At 70.3% G+C, this 26946-nt stretch carries 29 protein-coding genes and 1 tRNA gene; 15 read left to right on the forward strand and 15 right to left on the reverse strand.

What is annotated here, in order from left to right; translation table 11 throughout:
* The first annotated feature begins 159 nt into the window (after positions 1 to 159).
* From MET9862_RS16845 to MET9862_RS16860, 4 genes are all read left to right on the forward strand, one after another.
* Complete coding sequence (locus MET9862_RS16845; RefSeq protein ID WP_142584068.1) at positions 160 to 4995, forward strand: NAD-glutamate dehydrogenase; 4836 nt, start codon at positions 160 to 162, stop codon at positions 4993 to 4995.
* Positions 4996 to 5193: 198 nt separating this feature from the next.
* The gene (locus tag MET9862_RS16850) at positions 5194 to 6297 is read left to right on the forward strand and encodes a helix-turn-helix transcriptional regulator (protein ID WP_142584069.1); all 1104 of its coding nucleotides are present in this window, start codon (positions 5194 to 5196) and stop codon (positions 6295 to 6297) included.
* 139 nt (positions 6298 to 6436) lie between these two features.
* Positions 6437 to 7717, forward strand: a complete 1281-nt coding sequence (locus tag MET9862_RS16855) for a PQQ-dependent sugar dehydrogenase (protein ID WP_185156895.1) — start codon at positions 6437 to 6439, stop codon at positions 7715 to 7717.
* A 75-nt stretch (positions 7718 to 7792) separates the two neighbouring features.
* Complete coding sequence (locus tag MET9862_RS16860; RefSeq protein WP_142584070.1) at positions 7793 to 8365, forward strand: c-type cytochrome; 573 nt, start codon at positions 7793 to 7795, stop codon at positions 8363 to 8365.
* A gap of 162 nt (positions 8366 to 8527) precedes the next feature.
* Here MET9862_RS16860 and MET9862_RS29450 read toward each other — a convergent pair whose 3' ends face one another.
* The 4 genes from MET9862_RS29450 to MET9862_RS16875 all read right to left on the reverse strand — a co-directional run bounded on the left by MET9862_RS29450 (position 8528) and on the right by MET9862_RS16875 (position 10108).
* A complete protein-coding gene (locus MET9862_RS29450) occupies positions 8528 to 8677 on the reverse strand; it encodes a hypothetical protein (protein ID WP_185156896.1) in 150 nt (49 codons plus the stop codon).
* Positions 8678 to 8852: 175 nt separating this feature from the next.
* Entirely contained in the window at positions 8853 to 9134 is a 282-nt protein-coding gene (locus MET9862_RS16865; RefSeq protein WP_142584071.1) for a hypothetical protein, read from the reverse strand.
* A gap of 179 nt (positions 9135 to 9313) precedes the next feature.
* Entirely contained in the window at positions 9314 to 9808 is a 495-nt protein-coding gene (locus tag MET9862_RS16870; RefSeq protein ID WP_142584072.1) for an HD domain-containing protein, read from the reverse strand.
* Between the two features lie 105 nt (positions 9809 to 9913).
* A complete protein-coding gene (locus MET9862_RS16875) occupies positions 9914 to 10108 on the reverse strand; it encodes a hypothetical protein (protein WP_142584073.1) in 195 nt (64 codons plus the stop codon).
* Positions 10109 to 10338: 230 nt separating this feature from the next.
* Here MET9862_RS16875 and MET9862_RS16880 point away from each other — a divergent pair, with 230 nt between their 5' ends.
* Positions 10339 to 10629 carry a hypothetical protein gene (locus MET9862_RS16880; RefSeq protein ID WP_142584074.1) on the forward strand — a complete coding sequence of 97 codons (291 nt, stop codon included), beginning with the start codon at positions 10339 to 10341 and terminating at the stop codon, positions 10627 to 10629.
* Positions 10630 to 10679: 50 nt separating this feature from the next.
* On the opposite strand, the gene MET9862_RS16885 is transcribed toward MET9862_RS16880, so the two are convergent.
* Complete coding sequence (locus tag MET9862_RS16885) at positions 10680 to 10910, reverse strand: hypothetical protein (RefSeq protein WP_438616622.1); 231 nt, start codon at positions 10908 to 10910, stop codon at positions 10680 to 10682.
* Positions 10911 to 11239: 329 nt separating this feature from the next.
* Positions 11240 to 11497 carry a hypothetical protein gene (locus MET9862_RS16895; RefSeq protein WP_142584076.1) on the reverse strand — a complete coding sequence of 86 codons (258 nt, stop codon included), beginning with the start codon at positions 11495 to 11497 and terminating at the stop codon, positions 11240 to 11242.
* A gap of 284 nt (positions 11498 to 11781) precedes the next feature.
* Here MET9862_RS16895 and MET9862_RS16900 point away from each other — a divergent pair, with 284 nt between their 5' ends.
* Positions 11782 to 11982, forward strand: coding sequence for a hypothetical protein (locus tag MET9862_RS16900; protein WP_142584077.1), 201 nt, complete (start codon positions 11782 to 11784; stop codon positions 11980 to 11982).
* A 70-nt stretch (positions 11983 to 12052) separates the two neighbouring features.
* Here MET9862_RS16900 and MET9862_RS16905 read toward each other — a convergent pair whose 3' ends face one another.
* From MET9862_RS16905 to MET9862_RS16910, 3 genes are all read right to left on the reverse strand, one after another.
* Complete coding sequence (locus MET9862_RS16905; RefSeq protein ID WP_142584078.1) at positions 12053 to 12835, reverse strand: fumarylacetoacetate hydrolase family protein; 783 nt, start codon at positions 12833 to 12835, stop codon at positions 12053 to 12055.
* 89 nt (positions 12836 to 12924) lie between these two features.
* Entirely contained in the window at positions 12925 to 13080 is a 156-nt protein-coding gene (locus MET9862_RS29455) for a hypothetical protein (protein ID WP_185156898.1), read from the reverse strand.
* A 161-nt stretch (positions 13081 to 13241) separates the two neighbouring features.
* Positions 13242 to 13502, reverse strand: coding sequence for a hypothetical protein (locus tag MET9862_RS16910; RefSeq protein ID WP_142584079.1), 261 nt, complete (start codon positions 13500 to 13502; stop codon positions 13242 to 13244).
* A gap of 176 nt (positions 13503 to 13678) precedes the next feature.
* On the opposite strand from MET9862_RS16910, the gene MET9862_RS16915 reads away from it, so the two are divergent.
* Positions 13679 to 13873, forward strand: coding sequence for a hypothetical protein (locus MET9862_RS16915; RefSeq protein WP_244612751.1), 195 nt, complete (start codon positions 13679 to 13681; stop codon positions 13871 to 13873).
* Between the two features lie 281 nt (positions 13874 to 14154).
* Complete coding sequence (locus MET9862_RS16920; RefSeq protein ID WP_142584080.1) at positions 14155 to 15147, forward strand: HWE histidine kinase domain-containing protein; 993 nt, start codon at positions 14155 to 14157, stop codon at positions 15145 to 15147.
* A gap of 122 nt (positions 15148 to 15269) precedes the next feature.
* On the opposite strand, the gene MET9862_RS16925 is transcribed toward MET9862_RS16920, so the two are convergent.
* The 3 genes from MET9862_RS16925 to MET9862_RS16930 form a co-directional block, all read right to left on the reverse strand.
* Positions 15270 to 16145: an SDR family oxidoreductase gene (locus MET9862_RS16925; RefSeq protein WP_142584081.1), complete on the reverse strand. Its 876-nt coding sequence runs from the start codon at positions 16143 to 16145 to the stop codon at positions 15270 to 15272.
* A gap of 161 nt (positions 16146 to 16306) precedes the next feature.
* Positions 16307 to 16438, reverse strand: coding sequence for a hypothetical protein (locus tag MET9862_RS30475; RefSeq protein WP_280178976.1), 132 nt, complete (start codon positions 16436 to 16438; stop codon positions 16307 to 16309).
* A 222-nt stretch (positions 16439 to 16660) separates the two neighbouring features.
* On the reverse strand, positions 16661 to 16912 hold the full coding sequence (locus MET9862_RS16930) for a pilus assembly protein PilZ (RefSeq protein WP_142584082.1): 252 nt from the start codon (positions 16910 to 16912) through the stop codon (positions 16661 to 16663).
* A 670-nt stretch (positions 16913 to 17582) separates the two neighbouring features.
* Between MET9862_RS16930 and MET9862_RS16935 the strand changes: the two genes are divergently transcribed.
* Together MET9862_RS16935 and MET9862_RS16940 are read left to right on the forward strand one after the other, a co-directional pair.
* Entirely contained in the window at positions 17583 to 18002 is a 420-nt protein-coding gene (locus MET9862_RS16935; protein ID WP_142584083.1) for a hypothetical protein, read from the forward strand.
* A 54-nt stretch (positions 18003 to 18056) separates the two neighbouring features.
* Positions 18057 to 18440, forward strand: coding sequence for a hypothetical protein (locus MET9862_RS16940; protein WP_142584084.1), 384 nt, complete (start codon positions 18057 to 18059; stop codon positions 18438 to 18440).
* Positions 18441 to 18722: 282 nt separating this feature from the next.
* On the opposite strand, the gene MET9862_RS16945 is transcribed toward MET9862_RS16940, so the two are convergent.
* Complete coding sequence (locus tag MET9862_RS16945) at positions 18723 to 19100, reverse strand: hypothetical protein (RefSeq protein ID WP_142584085.1); 378 nt, start codon at positions 19098 to 19100, stop codon at positions 18723 to 18725.
* Between the two features lie 504 nt (positions 19101 to 19604).
* Between MET9862_RS16945 and MET9862_RS16950 the strand changes: the two genes are divergently transcribed.
* Positions 19605 to 20030: a response regulator gene (locus MET9862_RS16950; protein WP_142584086.1), complete on the forward strand. Its 426-nt coding sequence runs from the start codon at positions 19605 to 19607 to the stop codon at positions 20028 to 20030.
* A 250-nt stretch (positions 20031 to 20280) separates the two neighbouring features.
* Here the strand turns inward: MET9862_RS16950 and MET9862_RS16955 are convergent.
* Positions 20281 to 20354: transfer RNA gene (locus MET9862_RS16955), tRNA-Gln, on the reverse strand.
* A 218-nt stretch (positions 20355 to 20572) separates the two neighbouring features.
* On the opposite strand from MET9862_RS16955, the gene MET9862_RS16960 reads away from it, so the two are divergent.
* The 4 genes from MET9862_RS16960 (at position 20573) to MET9862_RS16975 (ending at position 26392) form a co-directional block, all read left to right on the forward strand.
* Positions 20573 to 23302 carry an MGH1-like glycoside hydrolase domain-containing protein gene (locus MET9862_RS16960; RefSeq protein WP_244612752.1) on the forward strand — a complete coding sequence of 910 codons (2730 nt, stop codon included), beginning with the start codon at positions 20573 to 20575 and terminating at the stop codon, positions 23300 to 23302.
* Positions 23303 to 23582: 280 nt separating this feature from the next.
* Positions 23583 to 24383, forward strand: a complete 801-nt coding sequence (locus tag MET9862_RS16965; RefSeq protein ID WP_142584087.1) for an ABC transporter ATP-binding protein — start codon at positions 23583 to 23585, stop codon at positions 24381 to 24383.
* Positions 24376 to 25281 (forward strand): ABC transporter permease, encoded by a 906-nt coding sequence (locus tag MET9862_RS16970; RefSeq protein ID WP_185156899.1) that lies wholly within the window; start codon positions 24376 to 24378, stop codon positions 25279 to 25281. Before MET9862_RS16965 ends, MET9862_RS16970 begins: the two co-directional genes overlap by 8 nt.
* A gap of 85 nt (positions 25282 to 25366) precedes the next feature.
* Complete coding sequence (locus tag MET9862_RS16975) at positions 25367 to 26392, forward strand: ABC transporter substrate-binding protein (RefSeq protein ID WP_244612753.1); 1026 nt, start codon at positions 25367 to 25369, stop codon at positions 26390 to 26392.
* A 152-nt stretch (positions 26393 to 26544) separates the two neighbouring features.
* Here the strand turns inward: MET9862_RS16975 and MET9862_RS16980 are convergent, their stop codons facing one another.
* Entirely contained in the window at positions 26545 to 26829 is a 285-nt protein-coding gene (locus MET9862_RS16980) for a DUF1488 family protein (protein ID WP_142584089.1), read from the reverse strand.
* Between the last annotated feature and the right edge of the window lie 117 nt (positions 26830 to 26946).

The raw sequence follows: 26946 nt of genomic DNA on the forward strand, positions 1-26946 counted from the left end.
GGCCGTTCGCGAGCCAACCCGGCACCGGACGGGACGTTCCGGGACGGGATCGTGTCAGCGCCGGCAAACCGTCAGGACCGTCATCCTCTCATCATCGACTCGCCTCCGCCCCTGTCTTATCCCACGCTACGATTGCTGTCCCGATTCGGGAGAGAGACGATGGCTCTGGAAACCGCGACGGCGCTGGCGAGCACCGAGGCCAAAACCGCCCGCACCGACCTGATCGAGGCCGCGGCGGAACGGGCGGCAGGGGACGGCGGCCCGGGCGGATTCGTGCGCGACCTGTTCGGCCGCGTGCCGCCGGAGGATCTCGCGCCCTATCCGGCCGATGCGCTGGCGGGCCTCGCCCTCGATGCCCGCGCCCATCTCGCCGAGCCGCGCCGGCCGGGCGACCCGGCGAACACGCGCATCCGGGCGGTCACCGTCACTCGCGAGGGCCGGCCGCGGGACCTGAGCGTGGTCGAGGTCGTCAACGACAACCGGCCCTTCCTGCTCGATTCCTGCCTCGCCGAACTCTCGGTCCAGGGGCTCGTGCCGCTCCTCGTCGCCCACCCGATCCTCGGGGTCGAGCGGGGTGCGGACGGCCGCCTCGGCCGCGTCGTCGGCGAGACCACAGCGGAGGCCCATGGCGACCTCGCCCGCGAGAGCCTGATCCACATCCATATCGACCGGATCGACGACGCGGCGGCCTGCGAGCGCCTCGCCGCCGGGCTGGAGGCCGCGTTCCGCGACGTGACGGTCGTCGATGCGGACAGCGCCGCGATGCTCGACCGCCTCGCCGCCCTCGCCTCGGCCTATGGCGAGGGCCCGACGCCGCTGCCCGCGGAGGAGATCGAGGAGGCCCGCGCCTTCCTGTGGTGGCTCCTCGACGGTCACTTCACCGTGCTCGGCCTGCGCGAGCAGAGCCTGTCGGGCGAGGAGACCCGGAGCCTCGGCGTGCTGCGCGATCCCGGCCTCGCGGTGCTGCGGCGCGGGCGCTCGCCCGTCGATACCAGCGCCGACACCAGCCCCGAGATCCGCGCCTTCCTGGAGGAGCCGCAGGCGCTCATCATCACCAAGGCGAGCGTGAAGGCGCGCGTCCACCGCTCCGCCCATCTCGACTATGTCGGCATCAAGCTGTTCTCGGCGGACGGCACGCTCGCGGGCGAGGTGCGCGTCGTCGGCCTGTTCACGGCCTCGGCCTACACCGCGCTCGCGCGCGAAGTGCCGGTGCTGCGCCGCAAGGTGGCGGCGGTGGCCAGGCGTGCCGGCCTCGATCCGACTAGCCATGCCGGGCGCGCCTTGCTGGCCGTGCTCGAGACCTATCCCCGCGACGACCTCTTCCAGATCGACGTGGAGCGGCTCACCCGCTTCGCGCTCGCCATCGCCGACCTCACCGACCGGCCGCGGGTGCGCGTGCTCTCGCGGGTCGACCGTTTCGGCCGCTTCGTCTCGCTCCTCGTCTACGTGCCGAAGGACCGCTACGATTCCGCCGTCCGGGCGAAGATCGGCGCCTACCTCGCCGCGGAATATGGCGGCCGGCTCTCGGCGAGCTACACCGCCATGCCGGAGGGCCCGCTCGCGCGGCTCCATGTCATCATCGGCTTCAGCGAGGCGGACGCGCCCGAGCGCGACCCGAAGGCCCTGGAGGCGGGCATCGGCGCCCTGGTCCGGACGTGGGGCGATGCCTTGCGCGCGGCTTTGGCCGACGCCCTGCCGGGCCCTGAGGCGCGCCGCCTCTACGCCGCCTATGCCGAGGCCTTCGGGGCGGCCTACCGCGAGAACTTCTCGCCCGAGGTCGCGCTCGCCGACATCGCGACCCTGGAGCGGCTCGGCCCGCAGAACCCCCGCGCCGCCGACCTCGTCCGCCGCGAGGGCGACCCCGACGCGCAGGTGCGCCTCAAGGTGTTCTCCCGCGGTGCCGGGCTCCCGCTCTCCGACCGGGTCCCGGCCCTGGAGAATATGGGCTTTCGCGTCCTCAACGAGCGGACCTACCGGGTGACGGGCGTCGACGGCGAGCGGGTCTGGCTTCACGACATGCTGCTCGAGCGCGCCACCGGTGCCGGGATCGACCTGCCCAGCCTTGAACGCCCGCTGGAGGAGGCGCTGCTGGCGCTCGGCACCGGCGCGGCCGAATCCGACGGCTACAACCGGCTGGTGCTGGAGGCGGGCTTGTCCTGGCGCGAGGCGGCGCTGCTCCGGGCCTTCGGCCGCTACCTGCGCCAGCTGCGCGTGCGCTACGGCCAGGACTACCTCGCGGCGACGCTGAGCCGCCACCCCGAGATCGCCCGCGGCATCGTCGCCCTGTTCCAGGCCCGCTTCGACCCGGGCCTGGAGGGCGACCGGGCCGAGGCGCAGGCGGCGCTGCGCGCGGAGCTGGAGGCGCGGCTGGCCGACGTGACGAGCCTCGACGAGGACCGGATCCTGCGCCGCTTCGTCAACCTCGTCGAGGCGGCGATCCGCACCAACGCCTACCAGACCGCGCCCGGCGGGGGAGCGCGCGAGACGATCAGCTTCAAGTTCGCCTGCGCAGAGGTGGCGAACATGCCGCTGCCGCGGCCCTTCTTCGAGATCTTCGTCTATTCCCCCCGCGTCGAGGGCGTGCATCTGCGCTACGGCTACGTCGCCCGCGGCGGCCTGCGCTGGTCAGACCGGCCGGAGGATTTCCGCACGGAGATCCTCGGCCTCGTGAAGGCGCAGCAGGTCAAGAACGCGGTGATCGTTCCGGTCGGCGCCAAGGGCGGCTTCTTCCCGAAGCGCCTGCCCCCGGCCTCCGACCGGCAGGCCTGGCTCACGGAGGGTACGGAGAGCTACCGCGTCTTCATCCGGGCGCTGCTCGACCTCACCGACAACATCGTCGACGGCCAGATCGTGCCGCCGGAGAACACCGTGCGCCACGACCCCGACGACGCCTATCTCGTCGTCGCCGCCGACAAGGGCACCGCCACCTTCTCCGACATCGCCAACGCGCTCTCGATCGAGAAGGGTCACTGGCTCGGCGACGCCTTCGCCTCCGGCGGCAGCCAGGGCTACGACCACAAGGGCATGGGCATCACGGCCCGCGGCGCCTGGGAGGCGGTGAAGCGCCACTTCCAAGAGATGGATGTCGACGTCCAGGCCGATCCGGTCACGGTGGCCGGCGTCGGCGACATGTCGGGCGACGTGTTCGGCAACGGCATGCTGCTCTCGCGCAGCCTGAAGCTGGTGGCCGCCTTCGACCACCGCGACATATTCCTCGACCCTGATCCCGACCCCGCGACGAGCTTCGCCGAGCGCCGCCGCCTGTTCGATCTCGGCCGCTCCTCCTGGGCGGACTACGATAAGGCCCTGATCTCGAAGGGCGGCGGCGTCTTCCCGCGCAGCCTCAAATCGATCGCGCTCTCGCCCGAGATCCGCGCGGCCCTCGGCTTCGACCGGGCCGAGGCCTCGCCGGCGGAAGTGATGCAGGCCATCCTGAAGGCCCCCGTCGACCTGCTCTGGTTCGGCGGCATCGGCACCTATATCCGCGCCGGTTCCGAGACCGACGCCGATGCCGGGGACCGGGCCAACGACGCCGTCCGCATCACCGGCTCGGACCTGCGCGCCAAGGTGATCGGGGAGGGCGCCAATCTCGGCCTGACCCAGCGTGGGCGGATCGAGGCGGCGCGCGCCGGCGTCCGCCTGAACACCGACGCCATCGACAACTCGGCGGGCGTGAACACCTCGGACGTCGAAGTGAACATCAAGATCGCCCTGATGACGCCCGAGCGCGACGGCCGCCTCACGGAGGCGGCGCGCAACCAGCTCCTCGCGGCCATGACCGACGAGGTCGCCAGGCTCGTCCTGCGCAACAACGAGTTGCAGACCCTCGCCCTGTCGCTCGCCCTGAAGCGCGGCCCCGGCGAGAGCGCCTTCGCCGCCCGCACCATGCAGGCGCTGGAGGCGGAGGGGCGCCTCGACCGGTCGGTGGAGTTCCTGCCGGACGACGCCACCCTCGCCGAGCGGGCGCGGCGCGGCGAGGGCCTGACCCGGCCGGAATACGCGGTGGTCCTCGCCTACGCCAAGCTCTCGCTCTACGACGCGCTGCTCGCGAGCCCGGTGCCGAACGACCCCTATTTCGAGCGGGAATTGCAGCGCTATTTCCCGGCGGCGCTGCGCGAGCGGTTCCCGGACGCGGTGAAGGGGCACCGCCTGCGCCGGGAGATCATCGCGACCGCGCTCTCGAACATCATCGTCAACCGCGGCGGTCCCTCCCTCGTCACGCGGCTCGCCGACGAGACCGGAGCGGATGCCGCCGCCATCGCCAAGGCCTACGCGGTCACCCGCGACGCCTTCGGCCTGATGGAGCTGAACCTCGCCATCGACGGGCTCGCTGGGCGCATCGGCGGCCAGGCCCAGCTCGACCTCTACGGCGAGGTGCAGGACCTGCTCACCGGCCGCATCACCTGGTTCATCCGCGAGATCGATCTCTCCGGCGGGATCAGCCCGGTGGTGGCGCGCTACCGCGAGGGGGTGAGCGCGCTGCTCGCCGCCCTGCCCGAGGTGCTGGACGAGGAGGCGCGCGCGGCGCTCTCGGCGCGCACCCGGGAACTCGCCGGCCTCGGCCTGCCCGAGGCGGCGGCGAGCCGGCTCGCCGCCCTGCGGGCGCTCTCCGTCGCCCCCGACATCGTGCGCGTGGCCGAGACCAGCGGGAGCGGGGTGGTCGAGATCGCCGCGACGCATTTCGCCCTGGAGCGCGCCTTCCGCCTCGGCGACCTCGCCGCGCAGGCGCGGAGCGCACCGGTCTCCGACACCTTCGACCGGGTCGCCCTCGAGCGCGCGGTGGCCGGCATCGCCCGGGCCCATCGCCAGCTCACGGCGGAAGTGGTGAATGATGTCGGGGCCGGCCCGGAAGCGGTCGAGGCCTGGGCCCGGGCGCGCGGGGCATCCCTCAGCCGCATCCGCGACGCCGTCCAGGGCATCGCGGCCTCGGGACTGACCGTCTCGAAAGCCACGGTGGCCGCGAGCCTCCTCGGAGACCTGGTGGCGCGGGGCTGAGGACCGCGGGGTCGCGCAGGTCCGGGCACCCCGGCCCGGCGGATCGCCGCGGCGGAGGGCTTCTTTTCGCGTCTCAGTTGTAATTGGCTGGTGCGCTCCCTGCCGGACCGGATACAGGTTCGGCAAAGGGCGTGACGGAATTCGGAGACCGGGTCCCGGCGCACGCCCGCACGAGATCAGACGCCGCCGAAGAATTCGATGCCGCTCGACGACGCGACCCTTCTCACCATCGAGGATTCCCTGATCGCGTCCGCGCTGCGCCCCGAGCGCTGGACCGACACGGTGACGCGGATCGTGGACGCAACCGGGTCCCGCGGTGCCGTCGCCCTGCCGCTCAAGGGGCGCGTGCCCGGCGTGCCGGTGAGCACGAGCGTCGAGGAGCTGGCCGGCACCTATTTCAGTCAGGGCTGGGCGGCCCGCGACGAGCGCGGCAGAGGCATCCCGAAACTTCTGCAGACCGGTCTCTTCGTGGATCAGGACTTCGCGACGCCGGACTTCATGCGGAGCGCGCCGTTTTACAGCGACTTCCTCCGCCCCCTCGGCTTCCAGTGGTGCGCCGGCCTCCTGGTCGATGTCGGCGGCGACACCTGGACCCTGGTGCTGCAGCGCAGCCCCGGCCAGGGACCGTTCACACCCGACGAGCAGGTCGCTTTGCGCCGCTTGTTGGCGCCGCTCAACCGCACGGCGACCTTGGCCGCGCAGCTGGGCGAGGCGCGCCTCGGCGGCATCGCGGACACCTTGGAGACGATGCGCGCCCCGAGCCTCCTCCTCGACCGGTTCGGGCGCGTGCTGCGGGTCAGCAGCCACGCCGAGGCGGTGATGGGCCCGGACCTGACCGTGCGGCTCGGCGAGGTCGTCGCCCCGGCGGATGGGCGGGCCAACGCGGCCCTGCGCGCCCATATCGCCGCCGCGATCTGGTCCGAGGTGCGCCCGGACGATTTGGCGCTGCGGCCGGTCGCCGTGGCGCGGGCGGACCGGCGCCCGCTCCTCCTGCGCGCCCAGCCGCTGCGCAAGTCCGGCCTCGACTATTTCGACGGCTGCCGGGCGATCCTCACGATCACCGACCTCGACGCGCGCGCCCGGCTCGACCGGCCGGCCCTGCGTCAGATTTACGGCCTGACGCCGCGGGAGGCGGCCCTGTGCGAGGCGCTGCTGCAGGGCGCAAGCCTCAACGCCATCGCCGAGACCAGCGGCACCTCCGCCCACACAGTGCGCTCGCAGATGCGCGCGATCTTCGGCAAGACCCGGACCGGCGGCCAGAACGAGCTCCTGATCCTGCTGAACCGCCACGCGCAAAGCTGACCGGCGGCCCACTGCAACATAGGCTATTCCGGAGATGACAAAAGCCGGATCAGGTCATGATCCCGCTGTGGCCAGGCTATTGCCCCAGGCAAGCACCGATCCATAACCCGGTCGCCAAAAGGAACACCGGGACATCGTCATGCCGTCACGCCATCTGTGCCTGAAAGGTCTTCTCCTGATCGGCGTGCTGCTGCCGTGGCCGGCCAGCGCGCAGCAGGCCCCGAGCGGCACGCCGACCCCGGGCAGCGCCGAGCCGGCAGCACCGAAGCCCGCCGCCGCGCCGGCTCCGGCGCAGGACCGCGGCTCGGCCCTGTTCGGCCGGCCAGAGGGGGCGGACGCGGCCAAGCTCGCGCCGATCGCCGGACCGCCCCTCCCCACCGCGGCGGCCCGCCTGCCCCTCGACAAGCTGAAGGTGCCGGACGGCTTCAAGGTCGAACTCTTCGCGAGCGGCGTCGCCAATGCCCGCTCGATGGCCCAGGGCGAGAAGGGCACCCTCTTCGTCGGCACCCGCTCCCTCGACCGCGTCTACGCGATCCGTCAAATCGACGGGAAACCCGTGGTCAAGGTCATTGCCTCGGGGCTGCACCGCCCGAACGGCGTCGCCTTCCACAAGGGCGCCCTCTACGTCGCCGAGCTGTCCAAGGTCTGGCGCTTCGACGACATCGAGAACAACCTCGACACGCCGCCCAAGCCCGTCCTCGTCACCGACGATCTGCCGAAGGACGAGGCGCATGGCTGGAAGTTCATCGCCGTCGGCCCGGACGAGAAGCTCTACGTGCCGGTCGGCGCACCCGGTAACATCCTGATGCCGCCCGAGACCCATGCCCAGATCCGCCGGATGGACCTCGACGGCAGGAATGTCGAGGTGGTGGCCCGGGGCGTGCGCAACACGGTCGGCTTCGACTGGAACCCCGACACCAAGCAGCTCACCTTCACCGATAACGGCCGCGACTGGCTGTCGGAGGACATCCCGAACGACGAGTTGAACGTACTCTCCCAGCCCGGAAAGCAGCATTTCGGCTATCCGTTCTGCCATCAGGGCGACTTCACGGATCCCGAATATGGCTGGGGCCATTCCTGTTCGGAATTCACCGCGCCGGTCGGCTTGCTCGGGCCGCACTCCGCCGCGCTCGGCATGCGCTTCTACACGGGCAGCCAGTTCCCAGCCGCCTACAGGAACGCGGTGCTGATCGCCCGCCACGGCTCATGGAACCGGACCCGCAAGATCGGCGGCGACGTGGTGGTGGCCAAGCTCGGCTCCGACGGCAAGGTGGCGAGCCTTGAGCCGTTCCTGACCGGCTTCCTGCAGGACAACCGCTATGTCGGGCGGCCCGTCGATGTGCTGGTGGCGCGGGACGGCGCGCTCCTCGTCTCGGACGATTACAACGGCGCGATCTACCGGGTCAGCTACGCGCCCTGATCCCGAAACGCCGGAGGGGGGCGGCCTCCCTCCGGCTGATCGTCGGCCTCCATGCACACCTTCAGGGATTCATCCATGCGGCGTCTTACGGCCGGAGCCGTCCTCGCCATCCTCCTCGCGCTCCAGGCGGCTCCCGCCGATGCGGAGAGCGTGGCCGAGCGGCTGCCGGCCTGCCTCGCCTGCCACGGCGAGAGCGGAACCTCGGCCCAGGCTGGCGTGCCCTCGCTCGGCGGCATGCCAGCGGATTACGTTGTGACACAGCTCTACCTGTTCCGCGAGAAGCAGCGCGTCGCCGACCCGATGAACGCGATGGCCGAGGGCCTGTCGGACGACGACCTGCGCGCGCTCGGCGATGCGGTGGCCAAGCTGCCACCGCCGAAGCCTGCGGGCGAGGCGGACGCCGCCCGCATGGCGGCGGCGCAGGGCCTCGTCGCCAAGCACCAGTGCAACTCGTGCCACGGGGCGGACCTTGCCGGGCAGGACCAGATCCCGCGGATCGGCGCGCAGCGGGAGGATTACCTGCTGGCCACCCTGCGCGCCTACAAGTCGAATGCGCGAGCGGGATACGACCCGGCCATGAACGAGGTGGCGCAGGGTCTCTCCGACGCCGAGATCGTGGAACTCGCCTACGCGATTGCCCGCCGCTGAAGGCGTTCACCGCATCGCAATCCGATTTCGGCCGATACGGAAGGCCGGCTCTGGCGCGCTAGATCGTCTTGCGTGATACAAGGATCACGCAAGACGATCTAGTCGATTGAGCGGGACGCATTTTCTTTCGCGGAACCGACAACCACTTCCGCGAAAAATACTCTAGAGGTAGTGGCGGAACACCACGTCGGCCGGGGCCTCGGCCTGGGCCCCGACTTCGGTGCTCAAGCCGCCGTCGCGGCAGGCCAGGGTGGCCGGGACGAACAGGGCGGCGAGAGCGAGCAGCCAGCGGAACGGACGGGCAGCGGTCATGCGAGCCTCCTGAGCGTGGTCGTGCCGGGCACGACCGAGACGCGCAGGGTCCTGCCACCGCCACCTTCGCCCAAGCCAGGCCGGGGCGCGGTGCCGCAGCACACATCGCCGCAGTCACGGGGTGGCCGTTACCGGGCCGAAGCCCACCGGATCGAGGGCTGGCCGGCCGCTGGTCTCAGCGATTGCCGAGGACGGGCCCGCCGGCCGTACCGCCGGTACCGGGCGGGCCGCCGGTCGGCGTGCCGCCAATCACCACGCCGGGCGTGGTGCCGGGGACGGAAGAGTTGCTCGGCGTCGCGGTGCTGCCGGTGGCCACGCCGGGACCGGGACCGGCCGGGCGGACGCCGCCACCCGGCATCTCCGCCCCCGTATTTCCAGCGCCGCCGGTCACCACCTGAGCGGCGGCCGTGCCGGCGAGAGCCAGGGTCAGGGCGAGGGCGAGGACGGGGATGCGCATCCGGCTGTCTCCGAGGTGAGGGGTTGCAGGGCGCAACGGCCGAGCGGTCCGCTTGTTCACGATGGGCCGCCCCGACGGCCTAAGCGCCTCTCATAGCGACATCCGGCCGATGCCTTACCGCTTCCATCCCGATCCCACTGGGATAGCGGCTGTCGTCCTCGATCAGACCCGGCGCGGCATCAGACGCCGGTATAGCCGAGGGCCGCGGCCGCCGCCTTCAGGCGCTCGAAGGAGGCGATGTAGCGCTCGCGCAGGAAGGCCGCGTCCGGGAGGGTTCGCTCCGGGCCGAGATTGTCCTCGTTGTCGGACATCTTGACCAGGATCGCGGCGAGGTCCCCCGCCGCGATCACCTGACCGATCCGCTCCGAATAGGCGGTGCGGGCCGGCGGCTTGGTCAGGATCCGCACCGCCGCGACGATCGGCTCGGGAAAACCCGCTGCGACGAGGTCGGCGGGGGTCCGTGGCGTGTCCTCCACGACATCATGCAGGAGCGCGATCATCATCACGGCCTGCGGATCGACCGGGAGCCCGTCGACCAGGCGGGCGTGACCGGCCCGGGCCAGGGCCAGGTTGGCGACGCGCTCAAGGTGCCGGATGTAGGGCTGGCCGCCCTTGTCGAGCTGCCCGGCATGGGCGACCGCCGCGAAGCTGTGCGCCTCATAGATCGTCGGCATGGCTCATCCCCCTCCGCACCTTCTCGTGAGGATCCTCGTGAGGCTGGCGCTGATGATGCCGGAGATCGCCGTGGCTCGCGACATCGCGGATCCGGGCACGAGCGGTCACGCGGCGATGCGCCCGGGCACGCGCTCGCTGCGGGCCGCCGCCAGTTCGCGCCGCAGGTCGTGGATCTCGGCGAGGAGGTGCCCGGCATCGACGGCCATCTCCACGCACTGGTCCTGCGCTTCCGCGAGTTGGAGACGCAGCTCGATGATCTCGTTGACGAGGGCGAGCATCTCCGCGTCGGAACCTGGCACCATTATCCTCCCGTCACTGCCTGCTGAGGTCAGGCACGTTGGTCGGCCCTGCGGGATTAACGGATCCTTGCTGGACCCATTCGAATGCAGTGGATGACGCCGAGCGGCCGGGCAAGCATTCCAGGCGGCAAGCCAGGCGGTAGTGCCCGGCGCGGGAGACCGACCACATTCTTGCCTACGCAATGCTAACTCAAGTAAAGTCGATTCGCGCATGTGATGCGGAGGCGACGATGCTGGATGCCTTGGCAGCGTTTGTTTTCCAACGCCTTTGGAAAGGCCACGCGTTGTCTTCCACGCTCGGGCCCGCACTCCCAGGGACGACTGGGCAGGCTGCCTCCGCTCAGGCGCCTCGTCTTGATGCCTGCCTCGGCGTCGGCCAGAGCCAGACGATTCGGCACTTCATCGCCATGGCCCAGGCGGCCCGCCTGAGGGGTGAGCCTGAGAGCCCGTCCCGCGAACCGGATTGCCGGTTCCGCGAGGAACAATGCGGCACCCCCAATGCGATGGAGCGCGTCTCTTGATCCCGTGATCCCGGGACGCGCTCCAGTCTCGTGGGCCTAGGCGGGGCGGCTCACTGGCCCTGCGGCTGCCCGTTTCCGCCCTGCGGCTGCTGAGCCTTCTTGTTGGCCTGATGGTGCCCGATGGCGCAGCCCGCAGCCGCTCCGGCCTTGCCATGCCCGGCCATGTGGCCCGCGATGCCGCCGACCGCGGCTCCCTTGAGGCAGCCCTTCGCCTGGGCCGCCGGCCCGCTCACGGCAACGAGCGCCAGGGCCGCCAAAGTCATGGACAGGGTACGCATCATCGTTCGCTCTCCTCGACGGATCGGGTTCGAGGAGACAACCGGCCCGCGACGAGGCCGTTCCTGGGGCGCCTCGGCCGATCGGCTCCGTCGCGCGTTGACCGAGCCCGCGCCGGGCGCGCGACCGAAGGAGCGAGACGATGCCTGATCCGAAGCCAGAACCGATGCCGCCGGCCACCGAGGATCTGGGTCTGCCGACCCCGCCGAGCCCGGGACGGATTCCGCCGCCCAAGCTGCCGGAGACGGATAAGGCCCGGCCCGCGGGGTCGGACCGGCCGGAGCCGCCCTCGCCACCGGAAGCGGAGGGGACCCGGCCCGTCTGACCCGGCGGCTCAGGCCGCCTGGGCTTCCCGCAACACGGCCAGGACCGGCGAGGCCGCCATGGCGAGGGCGGTCTGTTCCAGCGGATCCGTGAAGATCTCGTCTTCCAGGGCGGAGAGCCGCAGCGCCGCGCGCTTCTCGATCGCCTGCAGCAGGTCGCGGGCCGAGCCTTGCTCAATCCGCAGGAGCGTCTGCGCGAGATCCAGATAGGCGTCGCGCAACAGGCCGAAGGTCAAGGTTGCCGCGGTGTCGTCCGCGATCGGCGTCATGTCAGTCATAGCGTGTTCCTACTCAAACACGCTCCCCAGGCGACGCATGCTATATATCGGATCGCATACAATGTAAAATAGCGACTCGAAGCAGAGCTCGCATCCGCCGGCGCGAATTAACATGCCATAGATTCACACGAGAACTGACTTCCGCCCGAAGCAGGCCATCTGCCCGTCTTCGGACCCGCAGAGGCGGCTCGTGAGAGGGCATCGCGGTGTTCTGGCGCACGCATCCCTTGCGCGGCTTCGACGTTGGAGCGGGCAGGCCGATCCGGAGGGTTACCATGCTGATCTTCGCGCTTCTGTTCGCCGCCCTGGGCGCCTTCGGCGTCTATGTCGGCCTCGACCGGATCGACGTTACGCTCGGCCGCTTCAACGAGTTCGGCGTCGCCCATTACGGCTGGGGCCTCGCCCTCAACGGCTTCGCGCTCGCGGCCTTTTTCGCCTTCCTCTGGCGGGAGCGCGCACGCCGCCGCCGGATCTAGGACGCTCCTGAGCCGAAGCACGCGCGCCGGTTCGCGAGCCCGGGACCAGGCCCTCGGGCGCGGGGGACTGTCACACGATGCGGATCGACAGGTCCGGCAGGCCGTCGAGCCGGCCCAACAGCACGTCGCCCCGGACAACCGGGCCGACATTCTCCGGCGTGCCGGAATAGATGATGTCGCCGGCCTTCAGCGCGAAGGCCTCCGAGAGCTTCGCGATCTGCTCGGCGACGCTCCAGATCATCTTGGACAGGTCGGAGTTCTGGCGGATCGTGCCGTTGACGGCGAGCGAGATCGCACCCGCGCGCGGATGCCCGATCCGCGACACCGGATGCAGCGGCCCGATCACCGCGGCATGGTCGAAGCTCTTGCCGATCTCCCACGGCTTCTTCTGCGCGGCCATGGCGTTCTGCAGGTCGCGCCGGGTCATATCGAGGCCGAGCGCGTAGCCGTAGACGTGGTCGAGGGCGCGCTCGACCGGGATGTCGACGCCGCCAGACTTCAAGGCCGCCACCAGCTCGACCTCGTGGTGGTAGTTCTGCGTCAGCGACGGGTAGGGGTGGTCGGCGACCTCGCCGACCGCCACGGTCTGGATGGCGTCCGACGGCTTCTGGAAGAAGAAGGGTGGCTCCCGCGTCGGATCGGAGCCGCGCTCGATCGCGTGCGCCACGTAGTTGCGCCCGATGCAGTAGATCCGGCGCACGGGAAACACGCCGCTCTCGCCGACGATGGGGATCGTCGGCGCGGGCAGGGGGAAGATCGGCGCGGCGCCCGGCTGGGCCGCTGCCGGTGGGACGCCCGCCGTAGCGGCCGCTGTCGCAGCCAGGGCGAACAGGTCGCGCCGAGATGCCGTCATCGCTTCCTCCAGCCGAGGGTGGGAGCAGGGGTCACCGCAGAGGAAGCGGGCGGCGCCGTTCCCGGATCCCGGCCAAACGGGATTCCGTCTCAGCCGCTGCGGTCGGAGGCCGCCGCCCAGACCTGCGCGGCCAGGGTCTCCCGTTCTAGCTGGGCCAATGCCGCGCGGTCGGCGACGACAGCGAGCCCCGCGACGACGAGGACGGTCAACAGGCATCCCAGCAGAACGGACGACACGCGGTTCACGGCAGCAGCTCCCGAAGCGGAAGCGCTCTATCAGGGCCGAGACCAGCACGATGCAGCTGGCAAAGCACAGCGCCGGGCGATCGACGCATGCGAGCCCGCATCGGCCAGTGGCGTGGCGCCGGAGCAACGCCTGAATTCGGGCGACGGGTTCGGCCCGGCCGTTAGAACGGCTCGCGATCCCCGGGGCCGGAGGCGCGCGGCGGCGGGTCGGTCCACGGATCCGGACGTGCCGGATCGGCCTCCGCGACACGCGGCCCGATCGATCCGGTCGTGACCGGATCCTCCCAGGCGGGGAGGCTGCGGGCCACCCGGACGGCGGGATCGGGGATGCTGCGCGCGTAGCTGACCGCGGCGGTCGCCAATCCGCCGCCGACCAGCATCAGGGCGAGACCATCGATGAGGGCGTCGCGGAATCCAGCCATTGCACCGTCCCTGCTCTCGGGACCGGGCTAGGGCATCAGGGTTAACAAATCCTTCCGCTCGATCCGCCCGGCCGCGCCGCCGCCGTGGCCCGGACGGAACATGGCGCGGCTGCCGCCGGTTTCCGACACCCCGGCCGGCGCATGCTCCATCGCACCGGCCCCTGAACCGGAGACCGATGATGACGCTGAAGCAGAAGCCGCTCGTGACGTCGCTCCTCGCTCTGGCGATCGCCGCCGGCGCGGCCGCGACCGCGCAGGCCCAGACCGCCCCCAACTCTCAGAACAATGCCAGCCCCGGCGCCCCGGCCGGCGGCAGCGGCAGTGCCGGAAACTCGGCCACGGGCACCGGCGCGGCGCCGTCCGGCAAGTAGCGCGGCCGGCAGCAGAGCAGGGGAGCGGCGAGCGCCGCCGGCCGGCACCGGACGGTACGACGGCCGCGCTCTGCGATCTCGCGCGGGCCGGTGATCGCTCGGGCCGGCCGATACCCGCGCGATGGCCCCTGGGACGAAGGGGCGCAGGTCCGGAGGCGCGGGCCCGCAACTCTGGGTAGGACCGCGCAGTTGGGTCGGTATGTCCGATGCCGATGCGGGCCGGGCTCCCGAGCCGGCGATGACGGCTGCTCCTGGAGGACGGGTTGGCCGACCGAAACGCGATGGGTACCGGCTCCGCCGACCTCAGGCTGCTGCGGGCCGCCGTGGAGGCGTCGGGCGAGGCCATCCTCATCACCTCCGCCGAACTCGACGAACCGGGGCCGCGCATCGAGTACGCCAACCCCGCCTTCACCCGGATGACCGGCTACGCGGCGGAAGAGGTGCTCGGCCGTTCGCCCCGCCTCCTGCAGGGGCCGGGCACGGATCGATCCGTCCTCGACGGACTGCGCGCCGCCCTCGAAGCGGGCGAACCCACGCAGGGCGAGGCAGCGAACTACCGCAAGGATGGCTCGACCTACGTTGTCGAGTGGCTGATCACGCCGGTGCGCGAGGCCGACGGCCGGATCTCGCATTGGGTCTCGACACAGCGCGACATCACCGAGCGGCGCGCGAGCGAGGACCGGCAGGCGCTGCTGGTGCGCGAGCTGCACCATCGCGTGAAGAACACCCTCGCCACCGTTCAGGCCGTGCTGAACGCGACCATGCGCTCCTCGCTCTCGGTCGGCGAGTTCACACGGGCCCTCTCGGGCCGGATCGCGTCTCTGGCCCGCACGCACGCGCTGATCACCGAGGATCTCGCCCAGGCCGCGACGTTCGAGGATCTGCTGCGGGCCGAGCTCGACCCCTACAACGAGCGCGGACGCCTGACCCTGGCCGGGCCCAAGGTGGTCCTGCCGTCCGAACTCGCGGTGCCGGTGGGCATGGCCCTGCACGAACTGACCACCAACGCCCTGCGGCACGGCTCCCTGGCCGCCCCGAACGGGCGGCTGCAGGTCACATGGTGGATCGAGGACGGGCCCGGGGGCCGCAGCCTGCGCTTCGACTGGGCGGAGCATGACGGCCCCCCGGCCGCGCATCCCACGCGCGAAGGCTTCGGCTCGCGCCTCCTCAACAAGGTTCTGGCGACCCAGACGGAAGCGGAGGTGACGGTCGATTTCGCGCCCGACGGGGTTCGGGTCTCCGTCCGGATGCCGCTGCCCGAGCCGCGCGGATAGGCGCGGATCGACAACCTGGCATCCCCGGGGCGTTCCGCGCCTCCGCTGCGGGCCCGGGCAAGCCCGCAGCGGAGGTGCCCCTGCCGCGGCACCGGCTCCGCTCGGATCGAGCGGAACCCGGATCAGAAGATGGGCATGCCCCCGGCGACCGTGACGAGCGCGCCCGAGGTGAAGCTGCTCTCATCAGCGGCCAGCATGACATAGGCCGAGGCGAGTTCCGCCGGCTGCCCGGGCCTGCCGAACGGCACCTGGCTGCCGAACGACGTCACCGAATCCTGGCTCATCCCGGACGGGATGAACGGCGTCCAGATCGGGCCGGGCAGCACGCCGTTCACGCGGACGCCCGTCTCGGCCAGCAGCTGGGCGAGGCTCAGCACCATGTTGCTCAGGGCGCCCTTGGTGGCGCTGTAGGCGAGGAGCGAGGGCATCGGGTGCTTGGAGTTCACCGACGAGGTGAAGATCACCGAGGCGCCGGGCTTCAAGTGGGCCAGCGCGGCCTTGGTCACGTAGAACGGGCCGAACACGTTGGTGCGGAAATGGTCCTCGAACACCGCATCCGCGATGCCGTCGAGCCCCTCGTTCGGCTGCTGGAACGCGCCGTTGTTGACCAGCACGTCGAGGCGGCCGAACGTCTCGGCGGTGCGGGCCACGATCTCGCGGCCATAGGCCGCCTCCTTGAGGTCGCCGGGCAGGAGCAGGGCGCGGCGGCCGGCCTTCTCGATCCACTGGCCGACCGTCTCGGCATCCTTCTGCTCCTCGGGCAGATAGGAGATGGCGACGTCCGCACCCTCGCGGGCGAAGGCGATGGCGACCGCGCGACCGATGCCGCTGTCGCCGCCGGTGATCAGCGCAGCCTTGCCCGCGAGCCGGCCCGAGCCCCGGTAGCTCTCCTCGCCGTGATCGGGTTCGGGCACCATCCGGCCGGTCTTCCCGGGAAAGCTCTGGGGCTGTGCCTCGAAGGGCGGCCTGGGGTATCTGTGCAGCGGGTCAGTGGTCACGGTGATCCTCCGGGGACTCACCCGCTCAACCCGACCGGGATGCCGACGTTCCGGGACGGGTGATGCGCCGCTGTCCCAAGCGGGATCGCGAGCCGGACCGGCGACCGGGTCACCGGGACGGGTCGCGCAAGCCCTGCCGGCCCCGTTCCGATCCCGACGCGTCAGACGAAATGCGCCGGCAGCGCCGAGGCCTCGGCGTACTGAAGCACGGCAATAGCGAGGCCCGACAACAGGGCCCAGGCCACGATCCGGTCTGTCGCGGTCGCACCTTTGGTCATCAGCATCGTGGCCATGGTCACTTCTCCCGTCTCGGCGACCGTGTCTCGGCCATCCGTGAGCGGCCTTATGGTTAAGCCGCATGTCGGGACGATTGCGTCCTGTGTTGCGTCGGCCGCGTCCGAAGTTGCGCCGCGGCAAGCCTCGGCATCGCCGGTCCGGGCCAAGCACATCCAGACGGGCTCGCCGGCCTGTCCGGGCCGGGCGCCCCCCCGCATTCGGAATGCCCCGGACGCTCCTCACCCCACGAAGGCGACGCCCAGCCGCGCCCCGGTCCGCCGAATGACCTCGCAGCGCCGGGTCATCTGGTCGGTTGCGGTCACCAGATCGAACCTCTGGGGCACCGCCTCCTCCGCACCGACCTCGACCAGCGCGCCGGTATCCGACATGTTCCAGACGAGGCAGCGAATCCGGTCGACGGCCCCATCACCGATGATGTGGCCGGCGCTGAAACACTCGACCCGACCCGACAGGCGCCGCTCGTCCGACATGGCCATCCTCCTCAACTCAGGACCGGGAGCGCCCTCCGCCGAACGGGATGCCGGTTCGGCGAACGAGAGCGCATCACAACGGCGGCTCTAGCCTTCCCGGCAATGCTTTCATTGCTGCTTAAGCCACGAGCCAAGCTGTCGCCGTGGTTTCTGCGAGCCTTACGGCAGACCGACAATGCCGGGGATCCCGTCGCATCCCCAGTGGGAGCGGCCGTATCGATCGCCCTTCAGCGGGCCGACCGGGCTCGGTTCGCCGTCGCATCCGCCGCGATGCAGGACGAACGATCCGGGCTATCGGACCATGGGCTGCCGGGAACGCTTTCCGCCGAAGTGGATGCCGCTTCGGCGAAGGAGAGCGCGTCAAGACAATGACTTGGAGCCGTTCCGCTCAAGGCACGGACGCGGATGCGGTCGGGCGCCGGGAAGCGACGCCGCAGATTTGGAACGGACGCTCCCATCCGTCGTGGGCTGCGGCCTCGTCGCCGCCGTGACGCCGGCTCGGCAAGCCGGCGCCCGAACAAGGCGCATCTCCCCTGGCCGGACGTTATCATCCGTTATTGTCGAGACACGCCCTGACATATCCCAAGACGTACCTGCGTCATAATGGAACGGATACGCGATCTCTTCAGAGCGTTGCTTTCCTGAACCGATCGGATTGGAGATCATCCTGATGAAGCATCTTGCTCTTGCCTCGACCGCGGTTCTGGCCGCGCTCGCCTTCATGCCGGCTTCGGCCGATGCCCAGGGATTCCAGGGAGGCGGGTTCCGCGGCGGCGGGTTTCATGGCGGCGGGTTTCATGGCGGCGGGTTCGGTGGGCCGGGCTTCCGGGGCGGCTTCGGCGGCTACCGGGGCGCGGCCTTCGGTGGCTATCGCGGCGGCTTCTACCGCGGCGGCGGTTACGGCTATCGTCGCGGCTACGGCTACGGCCTGGGCGGCCTCGGGCTCGGCGTCGGGCTCGGTTTGGCGGCCGGCGGCCTCTACGGCGCCTATGGCGGCCCGGGCTACGGCTACGATGATGGCTATGCCCCGGTCGGATATGGCGGCTATGGCTACGGCCGGCCTTACGGGTATTACGGTTATGGCTACTGAACGGGCGCCAAGCTGATGCATGCGAGCCCGGCCTCCGGTCTGGAGCCGGGCTCAGTGGCGCTCCTCGCCATCCGGATGCCGACCTCCGCCACGCGCCAGGACGTGGACCGAGGCGGATGCGAAGATCCTTCGGAGCGCGATCCGCGCTCGACGATCGTGCCGATGTCAAAGCCGGCCCGCATCGTGCTTAAGAGGCCCGGCAGCGATCGTCTGGACAACAATGCCCCTGACGAAAACCGATCGGCCGCATCAGCTTTTGTGAACGCTTACTCGGGTAAGACTTCCGCTTCCAAGGCAGAGATTGCCGATCGAAGCGTGCCCGCGATGACCCGCCTCCTGTTCGTGATCCTGCTCGTCTTCGCGGCGCTGTTGTTCGGCGCAACGCTTCTTGTCGATGAGCGGGCCCCTGTTCAGGCGTCCTGCATCGACGGCTGTTGAACCTTGGCCCTCGCCCTTTCCTCGGCAGAGATCTGATCGTCGACTTTGACCCTTCGAGGTCGTGATCGCCCGCGGCCCCTGCGCCGGTCCAATCTCGAGAGAACGCTCCGACACAGTGGAGACCGGTTCGGCGAAAGCGCGTGCGTCAGAACGACGACGTGGTGCCGGTCCCCGACTGCAAGGCGATCGGAAACGGCTCCAGCTCGGATTCCGGATGCGACGCGGCAGGGACGGGAGCCGAGCCCGTGCGCGACCGACAGGACGCCGGACGAGACCTGCGGCTCAACGCCGACCACGGGGTTCAGACGCGTCCACGACCCCGCCCATCAGATACCAGATCGCGAGTTCGTCAGACACGAGCGCACGGCGGCGCCGGTTGCTGATCGGAGCGACCGCTTTCAGCAGGCGGTCGAGGGCGCCGCGCGCCGCCTTCAGCGTCGCCGCATCGGGCTCGAGAGACGCACGGCACAGCGCATCGGCGGCCTCATCCCAGAGCGCGCTCCGCGATCCGTCCCGAACCTCCAGAAGACCGCAGCCGTAGATGGCCGCCAGGCCATCCGAAACCGTTGCGATGAGGCGCGTTCCCAGATCCGGCCGACGCGGGTCGACGAACGCCTTCAGCGGCTTCTCGAAGGCATCTCGTGCCATCTCATGGACCATGGCAGCTCGCTGAACGACGACAGAAGGCTCCGGGCCCGTGCTTCGACGCGCTCGCCCGCGCCCCATCCAGGATGGCGCGGCGACCCACCCATCGACAGGCGCATCCCTGGAAAAGTCCTTTGCATGAGATGCACGGATCGAGAGGTGGGGGATCGAGCGGCCGGGCGGAGGCTCCCGAACGCGCCTGACCGGCGGTCGCCGCAGCCCCGCCGGGCGTCACGGGGCCGGAGAGAGGGCGCACCCACGGTTCACCCGGCCGGGACGCCGCGCTCACCGCCATCCGAGCAGCACGACGAAGCTGGAGAAGGTGAGGGCCGAGGCCATGATCGTGAGAGCGAGCGCATCCATGCGCGACCGGTAGCGGGCGGCCCGAGGCGCGGCCATGCCGCGCTCGGCCGCTGTGGCATGATGACCGGCCGAGCCGGATCCGGCCACGCCGCCTTGTGATGGGACGGGACGCGAACCGTTCGCGTTCGGGTACGGACAACGCGAGAGGTGTGCCCAATGAATCGTCCCGCAGCAACCGCACCGCTGGCCGTGCTCCTGGTCGAGGACGTGCCGGTGCAGATGATGGCCGCCGCCGGCGCCTTGCGGGATGCCGGCATGCGGGTGACCGAGGCGCCCACGGTCGAGGCCGCGACCACGGCGCTCGCCGACGATCCCGACTTGCGCGTCCTGGTGGCCGACATCGACCTCGGCGGCGAACCGCTCACCGGACTGACCTTGGCCAAGGCCGTCGCCGCCCGCTGGCCGGACGTCTCGGTGCTGATCGTCTCGGGCATCGTCACGCCGGAGCCGGACGCCCTGCCGGCGGCGGCACGATTCCTGCGCAAGCCGTTCGAGCCCGAGAGCCTGGCCGAGGCGGTTCGTGGCCTGGTCGAGGCGCGCAATGCCGGCCGCCTGGCGCCCGACGGCTCGGAGATCGGCTAGCCGGATCGGAGAGCCGGCCGGATCCAGATGCGCCCCGCGCCGGTCTTGCCGAGGCGGAGGCCGGTTCGGCGAAAGAGCGCGCGTTCGGACAACGACCGGGAGCCATCCCCGATTGCAGCGCGATCTCGTTCGCACGGGACAGGGCCGACGCGCTCGGCGAGCACACCGTCACGGCTCCGACCGTGTCGCCACAATGGAAACCCATCGCGGCACGGCCTGGATTACGTCAGCGAAAACCTTGATGTCGTGGTGGCTGGGGGACCTGGATTCGAACCAGGACTAGAGGAGTCAGAGTCCACCGTTCTACCGTTAAACTATCCCCCACCAACCCCTCGGCCGGCAGTGCCTTGCACGGGGTGGAAGACCGGGGCGGGGCCTGATGGGCTCCCTCCGCTCGGGTGCGGACCAGATAGGGGGAAAGGCCGCGCAGGTCAACTGTCCCGGTGCCCATCGTGCGCGCATCGGTGCGGTTCGTGGTTTGCTATGGTCGGAACGGCCGCGGCATCGCCGGGGAGCCGCGCCATCGGAGCGATCGCAAGGCCGTGCCGTACACCCATCGACCGCCGCGCCTCTTCGATACCGTGGAGGGTGGCCGCCTGGTCGCGGCCCGCAACGATCCCGCCTGGCGCCGCTGGGGACCTTATCTGAGCGACCGGCAATGGGGCACGGTGCGGGAGGATTACAGCGCCGACGGCGAGGCCTGGAGCGACCTGCCCCACGACCATGCCCGCTCGCGCGCCTATCGCTGGGGCGAGGACGGGATCGGCGGCTTCGCCGACCGGGACCTCAACTGGTGCCTCTGCCTCGCCCTCTGGAACGGCCGGGACCCGATCCTCAAGGAGCGCCTGTTCGGACTCACCAACACCGAGGGCAACCACGGCGAGGACGTCAAGGAACTCTACTATTATCTCGACGGAATTCCGAGCCACGCCTACATGCGGATGCTGTACAAGTACCCGCAGGCCGCGTTTCCCTACGAGCGGCTGCTGCGCGAGAACGCGCAGGCCGGCCTCGACGCCCCCGAGTTCGAGCTGATCGACACGGGCGTGTTCGACGAGAGCCGCTATTTCGACGTCGCCATCGCCTACGCCAAGGCCGGCCCCGACGACATCCTGATGCGGATCACCGTGGCGAACCGCGGCCCGGAGGCGGCGGACCTCGCGCTGCTGCCGCAGCTCTTCGCGCGCAACACGTGGTCCTGGGGCAGGGACGCGGCGCGGCCCGTTCTGCGCCTGGAGGCCGACGGCACGGTGAGCGCCCGCCACCCGCGCATGCCGCCGATGCGCCTCTTCGCGGAGGGCACGGCGGAGGGTGCGCCCGAATGGCTGTTCTGCGACAACGAGACCAACGGCGCCCGGCTCTACGGGCTGCCGCCCGCCGGCTACCCGAAGGACGCGATCGACCGCTGCGTGGTCGGCGGCGAGGCCGGCGCGGTCAATCCGGACCGGACCGGCACGAAATGCGCCGCCCTGCACCGTCTGCGGCTCGAGGCCGGCGCCGAGGCCACTCTGCGCCTGCGCTTCCGCCCGGAGGAGCAAGGGGACGGCGACCCGTTCACCGCGTTCGACGCGGTCTTCGCGCAGCGCATCGCCGAGGCGGATGCCTTCTACGCGGCCCTGCAGGCCGAGATCCCGGATGCGGATGAGCGTCGCGTGCAACGCCAGGCGCTCGCCGGCCTGCTCTGGTCGAAGCAGCTCTACCACTACGACCTGCGCGAGTGGCTCGAGGGCGATCCCGGCCAGCCGAAGCCTCCGGAGGCGCGCAAGTCCGGCCGCAACGCCGATTGGCGGCACGTGCGCGCCCACGACATCGTCTCGATGCCGGACGCCTGGGAATATCCCTGGTTCGCCTCCTGGGACCTCGCGCTCCAGAGCATCGTGCTGGCGACGATCGACCCGGATTTCGCCAAGGGGCAGGTGCTGCTTCTCCTCGACGAGGCCTATACCCACCCGAATGCGGCGATGCCGGCCTACGAGTGGGGCTTCTCCGACGCCAACCCGCCGCTCCACGCGTTCGCGGCCTGGCGCGTCTTCAGCCTCGACCGGGCGCTCACCGGCGTGCCGGATCACGATTTCCTGCTGCGCGCCTTCAACCGGCTGACCCTCAACTTCACCTGGTGGGTGAACCGCAAGGATGCGGCCGGGCGCAACCTGTTCCAGGGCGGCTTCCTCGGCCTCGACAATATCGGCCTGTTCGATCGCTCGAAGCCCCTTGCCGGCGGCGCGCTCACCCAGTCCGACGCCACCGCCTGGATGGCGATGAATGCGCTGGAGCTGATGCGCATCGCGGTCGAGCTCGCCCTGACCGAGCGCGCCTACGAGGACATGGCCCAGAAGTTCTTCGAGCACTTCCTGCTGATCGCGGACGCGGCCGCCCGCGGCGGCGGCCTCTGGGACGAGAAGGACCAGTTCTTCTACGACGTGATCGAGACCGAGGCCGGCCGGATCCCGATCCGCGCCCGCACCCTCGTCGGGCTGATCCCGATCTGCGCGGTGGCGATCCTGGGCGAGGCCGACACGCGCTGCCTGCCGGGCTTCCAGGCGCGGCTGCGCTTCTTCCTGGAAAGCCGGCCGGACCTCGCTGCGCTGGTCTCCCGCTGGCAGGAGCCGGGGCAGGGGGGCACGCTGCTGCTCTCGCTGCTGCGCGGCCATCGGCTCAAGGCGCTGCTGCGCCGCATGCTCGACGAGGCGGAGTTCCTCTCGCCTCACGGCATCCGCGGGGTCTCGAAGGTCTACGCGGACACCCCCTTCCGCTTCCTCTGGAACGGTGAGGCGCTGACCCTGCCCTACGAGCCGGCCGAATCGCGCACCCGGCTGTTCGGGGGCAACTCGAACTGGCGCGGACCGGTCTGGCTGCCGATCAACTATCTCCTGATCGCGGGCCTGCGCCGCTTCCACCGCTATTACGGGCCGGATTTCAGGGTCGAGGCGCCGACGGGCTCAGGGCAGCTCCTGTCGCTGGATGCGATCGCCGACCTGCTCGCCCGGCGCCTGATCGCGCTCTCGACCCGCGGGCCGGACGGGCGCCGCCCGGTCTACGGGGATAGCCGGCTGGAGCAGGAGGACCCGCATTTCCGCGACCACGTGCTCTCTTACGAGTACTATCACGGCGAGACCGGACGCGGCCTCGGGGCCTCGCACCAGACCGGCTGGTCGGCGCTGGTGGCGCTGCTGATCCAGCAGGTCGCGCTGGGGCCGATCGAGGATCCGCCTCCTTCGGGAGCGGGGCAGGGCGATCCGGCGCAGGATTCGTCAGGGTCCCAAACCCAGTAAAATATTCCTGTCTTATATTAGATATCCGACTGCTTTACAGCTCTGGGGGCCACTGGTAGCATCTTCGTGATCGGGCCATGGCCCGGGCCACGTCCACAAAGCAGTCTCGCGCGGATCGATGTCGGCGTGAAGACGGACAGCAGGCCCGGCACGTCCGAACGCCGACCGCGCGGGAACGCCAACCGCTCGGACCGGCGTATGATCCCGGGGATCGGGCCGCCAGGTCCTGCCCCAGGACGCGAACGATCGCGGCCGAAGCCGCGGCGCCAGGGAGGAAGCGATGGGACTCGACGTACCTCTCCCGGAGAGGCCTCTCCCGGAGGCACCGCTCTTGGAGGTCGACGGCGTCACGCTCCAGTACAAGACGCCCCACCACCTCATCACCGCGACCTACCGGGTCGATTTCTCGGTCCTGCCGGGCGACCGCTTCGTGCTGCTCGGGCCCTCGGGCTGCGGCAAGTCCACCCTGCTCAAGGCGGTGGGCGGCTACATGGCGCCCACCGAGGGCGAGATCCGCCTGAAGGGCCGGCCCGTGACCGGGCCTGGGCCCGACCGGATGATGGTGTTCCAGGAGTTCGACCAGCTCCTGCCCTGGAAGACCGTGAAGCAGAACGTGGTCTTCGCCCTCGAAGCCTCGGGCCGGCTCTCCGGCCGCGAGGCCGAGGCGCGGGCGATGCACTACATCGACAAGGTCAATCTCACCAAGTTCTGCGACAGCTACCCGCACATGCTCTCGGGCGGCATGAAGCAGCGCGTGGCGATCGCCCGCGGCATGGCGATGGAGCCGGACATCCTGCTGATGGACGAGCCCTTCGCGGCCCTCGACGCCCTGACGCGGCGGCGCATGCAGGACGAACTCCTGACGCTCTGGGAGGAGACCCGCTTCACCGTCCTCTTCGTCACCCACTCGATCCCGGAGGCGATCAAGATCGGCTCGCGCATCCTGCTGCTCTCGCCCCATCCCGGCGAGGTGAAGGCGGAATTGAACAGCGCCGGCTCCTCGGAGGAGGCGATGCGGCTGGAGAGCCGAATCCAGCAGATGCTCTTCGCGGAAGAGATCAGGGAGGCGGAGAATGTCTAGAGGTCTGCACCTCATGCCGCGCCCCGCCATGACGCCGGCCCCCCTCCATCGGCCCGAGATCGTCCGCGAGCCTGTCGCAGGCCAGGGGCGCACGGTCGTCGAGAAGCCGCTCTCGACCTTCGAGCTGCTCTACAACCAGGGCTGGCTGAGGAAGCTTCTGATCCTCACGGTGCTGGCGCTGATCTGGGAGGCCTACGGGCGCTACCTCGACAACGACCTGCTCTTCCCGACCTTCACCGCGACCGTGGCGGCCTTCGCCCGCGGCGTGGCGGACGGCACGCTGCCGGCCCGCGCCTGGGGCTCGATCAAGGTGCTCCTCGTCGGCTACGGCCTCGGCGTCGCGCTCGCGACCCTGCTCACCGGGCTCGCCATCGCCTCGCGGATCGGCACCGACTTCCTCGAGACCATGACCTCGATGCTGAACCCGCTGCCGGCCATCGCGCTGCTGCCGCTGGCGCTGATCTGGTTCGGGCTCGGCAACGGCAGCCTGGTCTTCGTCCTCGTCCATTCGGTGACCTGGGCGATCGCGCTCAACACCCATTCGGGCTTCCTGTCGGTGAGCCGCACCCTGAAGATGGTCGGGCAGAATTACGGTCTCTCGGGGCCGGCGCTGATCCGCAAGATCCTGATCCCGGCCGCCTTCCCCTCGATCCTCACCGGCCTGAAGGTCGGCTGGGCCTTCGCCTGGCGCACGCTCATCGCGGCGGAGCTCGTCTTCGGCGTGTCCTCGGGTTCGGGAGGTCTCGGCTGGTTCATCTTCGAGAACAAGAACATGCTCGATATCCCGAACGTGTTCGCCGGCCTCCTCACCGTCATCCTCATCGGCCTCGTCGTGGAGAACCTGATCTTCCAGACGATCGAGCAGCGCACCATCAAGCGCTGGGGCATGCAGGCCTGATCGTTCCAGGGCTCCGCCCTGGACCCGCGAAAGGGGTGATCCTTTCGAAACCCGGGATCAACAGAGGGACGAGGGACATATGAGGGTGCAGGGCAGGACGAGGCGGGGGCTTCTGCGCCTCCTCGGCGCGGCGGCGCTGGTGGCGGCCGGCACGGCGGCGCAGGCCGAGGTGACGACTGTCCGGCTCGCCAAGCAGTTCGGCATCTCCTACCTGCCGCTGACCCTGATGGAGACCGAGCAGCTCCTGGAGAAGCGGGCCAAGGCGCAGGGGCTTGAGCTGAAGACCGAGTGGCTGCGCTTCACCGGCGGCTCGGGCATGAACGACGCCGTGCTCTCCGGCGGCCTCGACTTCGCCTCCGGCGGCGTCGGCCCCTTCCTGACGATCTGGGGCCGCACGCAGGGCAACATCAAGGTCAAGGGGGTGGCGGCCCTCAACGCGATGCCGCTCTGGCTGGTGACGGTCAATCCGGAGGTGAAGTCGATCAAGGACTTCGGCCCGAAGGACAAGATCGCCCTGCCGACCGTGAAGACCTCGATCCAGGCGCTCACCCTGCAGCTGGCGGCGGAGAAGGCGTTCGGGGAGGGCCAGCAGCACAAGCTCGATGCGCTCACCGTCTCGATGGGCCATCCCGACGCGCAGACCGCGATGATGGGCGGACGCTCCGAGATCACCGCGCATTTCGGCTCGCCGCCCTTCCAGGAGCTGGAGCTGAAGGATCCGCGTGCGCGCAAGGTGCTCGACAGCTACGACGTGATGGGCGGCCCCCACACCTTCAACCTGGTCTGGGCCTCGGGCCGGTTCGTGGAGGCCAACCCGAAGGTCACCGCCGCCTTCGTGGCGGCTCTGGAAGACAGCCTCAAGCTGATCCGCGACGACCCGGCCCGCGCCGCCGCCCTCTGGATCAAGGCGGAGGGCGCCAAGATGAGCCAGGAGGAGGCCGAGGCGATCATCCGCGCGCCGCAGAATGAATGGACCACGGCGCCCAAGCGCATGCTCGACTATCTCGCCTACATGAACCGGGTCGGCTTGGTCAACGCTACGGCGACCACCGAGAGCGAGCTGTTCTTCCCCGATCCGGGCAAGGGCGCGGGTCAGGGGACCGGGCGGTAGGTCGCGCCAACGGCGCCGGACCGACGCCGATCGGCGACGCTCGACATCGCGGCTGAGGCACGACGCGCGCCCTCTCTCCGTCGGGAGAAGGGGCGCGCCTCATGACGGCATCGGTGCGCGCGAGGCGTGCCCCGGTGAAGGGCGCTGGGGCCCTAGCTCGGCCGCGCCCCGGTGAAATCGGCGGTGGTCAGCTCCATCAGATCGTTCGGGAAGCTGCCGACGTCGAAGGCGCGGCTCGCCGCCGCCTCGATGGCGGCGCGGTGCCTCAGGAACTCGTCGAGCGGGTCGCTGCCGTCCTCGCCGAAGGTGTCGCGCAGCACCTCGGCGGAGATCTCGCAGGCGATGACGCGCTGTCCGTCCGTCATCGGGAAGCGGATCGCGCCCTCCGTGCCCGCGTCGTAATGCGGTGAGCCGTGGGTGTATCTCTCGAGCGGCATGGCGTCTCTCCCGAGGCGTGTGTGGATGCCCCCTGTTTGGCAAGCATGATCTTTGAGATTTCGGCGGGGTCTTCGATCGGACGTGTGTCAGGCCTCACAATGTGGCCTTCGATGACG

The organism is Methylobacterium symbioticum (assembly GCF_902141845.1).
GTDB lineage: Bacteria > Pseudomonadota > Alphaproteobacteria > Rhizobiales > Beijerinckiaceae > Methylobacterium > Methylobacterium symbioticum.

Excerpts from the sequence above, each read along its gene's own strand:
- MET9862_RS16905 (WP_142584078.1), bottom strand. The coding sequence starts at position 12,835 with ATGACGGCATCTCGGCGCGACCTGTTCGCCCTGGCTGCGACAGCGGCC.
- MET9862_RS30475 (WP_280178976.1), bottom strand. The coding sequence starts at position 16,438 with ATGGCCACGATGCTGATGACCAAAGGTGCGACCGCGACAGACCGGATC.
- MET9862_RS16855 (WP_185156895.1), top strand. The coding sequence starts at position 6,437 with ATGCCGTCACGCCATCTGTGCCTGAAAGGTCTTCTCCTGATCGGCGTG.
- MET9862_RS16950 (WP_142584086.1), top strand. The coding sequence starts at position 19,605 with ATGAATCGTCCCGCAGCAACCGCACCGCTGGCCGTGCTCCTGGTCGAG.
- MET9862_RS16850 (WP_142584069.1), top strand. The coding sequence starts at position 5,194 with ATGCCGCTCGACGACGCGACCCTTCTCACCATCGAGGATTCCCTGATC.
- MET9862_RS16920 (WP_142584080.1), top strand. The coding sequence starts at position 14,155 with ATGGGTACCGGCTCCGCCGACCTCAGGCTGCTGCGGGCCGCCGTGGAG.
- MET9862_RS16935 (WP_142584083.1), top strand. The coding sequence starts at position 17,583 with ATGAAGCATCTTGCTCTTGCCTCGACCGCGGTTCTGGCCGCGCTCGCC.
- MET9862_RS16970 (WP_185156899.1), top strand. The coding sequence starts at position 24,376 with ATGTCTAGAGGTCTGCACCTCATGCCGCGCCCCGCCATGACGCCGGCC.
- MET9862_RS16945 (WP_142584085.1), bottom strand. The coding sequence starts at position 19,100 with ATGGTCCATGAGATGGCACGAGATGCCTTCGAGAAGCCGCTGAAGGCG.
- MET9862_RS16860 (WP_142584070.1), top strand. The coding sequence starts at position 7,793 with ATGCGGCGTCTTACGGCCGGAGCCGTCCTCGCCATCCTCCTCGCGCTC.
- MET9862_RS16885 (WP_438616622.1), bottom strand. The coding sequence starts at position 10,910 with ATGATGCGTACCCTGTCCATGACTTTGGCGGCCCTGGCGCTCGTTGCC.
- MET9862_RS16980 (WP_142584089.1), bottom strand. The coding sequence starts at position 26,829 with ATGCCGCTCGAGAGATACACCCACGGCTCACCGCATTACGACGCGGGC.
- MET9862_RS16965 (WP_142584087.1), top strand. The coding sequence starts at position 23,583 with ATGGGACTCGACGTACCTCTCCCGGAGAGGCCTCTCCCGGAGGCACCG.
- MET9862_RS16895 (WP_142584076.1), bottom strand. The coding sequence starts at position 11,497 with ATGACGCCGATCGCGGACGACACCGCGGCAACCTTGACCTTCGGCCTG.
- MET9862_RS16870 (WP_142584072.1), bottom strand. The coding sequence starts at position 9,808 with ATGCCGACGATCTATGAGGCGCACAGCTTCGCGGCGGTCGCCCATGCC.
- MET9862_RS16845 (WP_142584068.1), top strand. The coding sequence starts at position 160 with ATGGCTCTGGAAACCGCGACGGCGCTGGCGAGCACCGAGGCCAAAACC.
- MET9862_RS16880 (WP_142584074.1), top strand. The coding sequence starts at position 10,339 with ATGCTGGATGCCTTGGCAGCGTTTGTTTTCCAACGCCTTTGGAAAGGC.
- MET9862_RS16930 (WP_142584082.1), bottom strand. The coding sequence starts at position 16,912 with ATGTCGGACGAGCGGCGCCTGTCGGGTCGGGTCGAGTGTTTCAGCGCC.
- MET9862_RS16900 (WP_142584077.1), top strand. The coding sequence starts at position 11,782 with ATGCTGATCTTCGCGCTTCTGTTCGCCGCCCTGGGCGCCTTCGGCGTC.
- MET9862_RS29450 (WP_185156896.1), bottom strand. The coding sequence starts at position 8,677 with ATGACCGCTGCCCGTCCGTTCCGCTGGCTGCTCGCTCTCGCCGCCCTG.
- MET9862_RS16865 (WP_142584071.1), bottom strand. The coding sequence starts at position 9,134 with ATGCGCATCCCCGTCCTCGCCCTCGCCCTGACCCTGGCTCTCGCCGGC.
- MET9862_RS16910 (WP_142584079.1), bottom strand. The coding sequence starts at position 13,502 with ATGGCTGGATTCCGCGACGCCCTCATCGATGGTCTCGCCCTGATGCTG.
- MET9862_RS16915 (WP_244612751.1), top strand. The coding sequence starts at position 13,679 with ATGATGACGCTGAAGCAGAAGCCGCTCGTGACGTCGCTCCTCGCTCTG.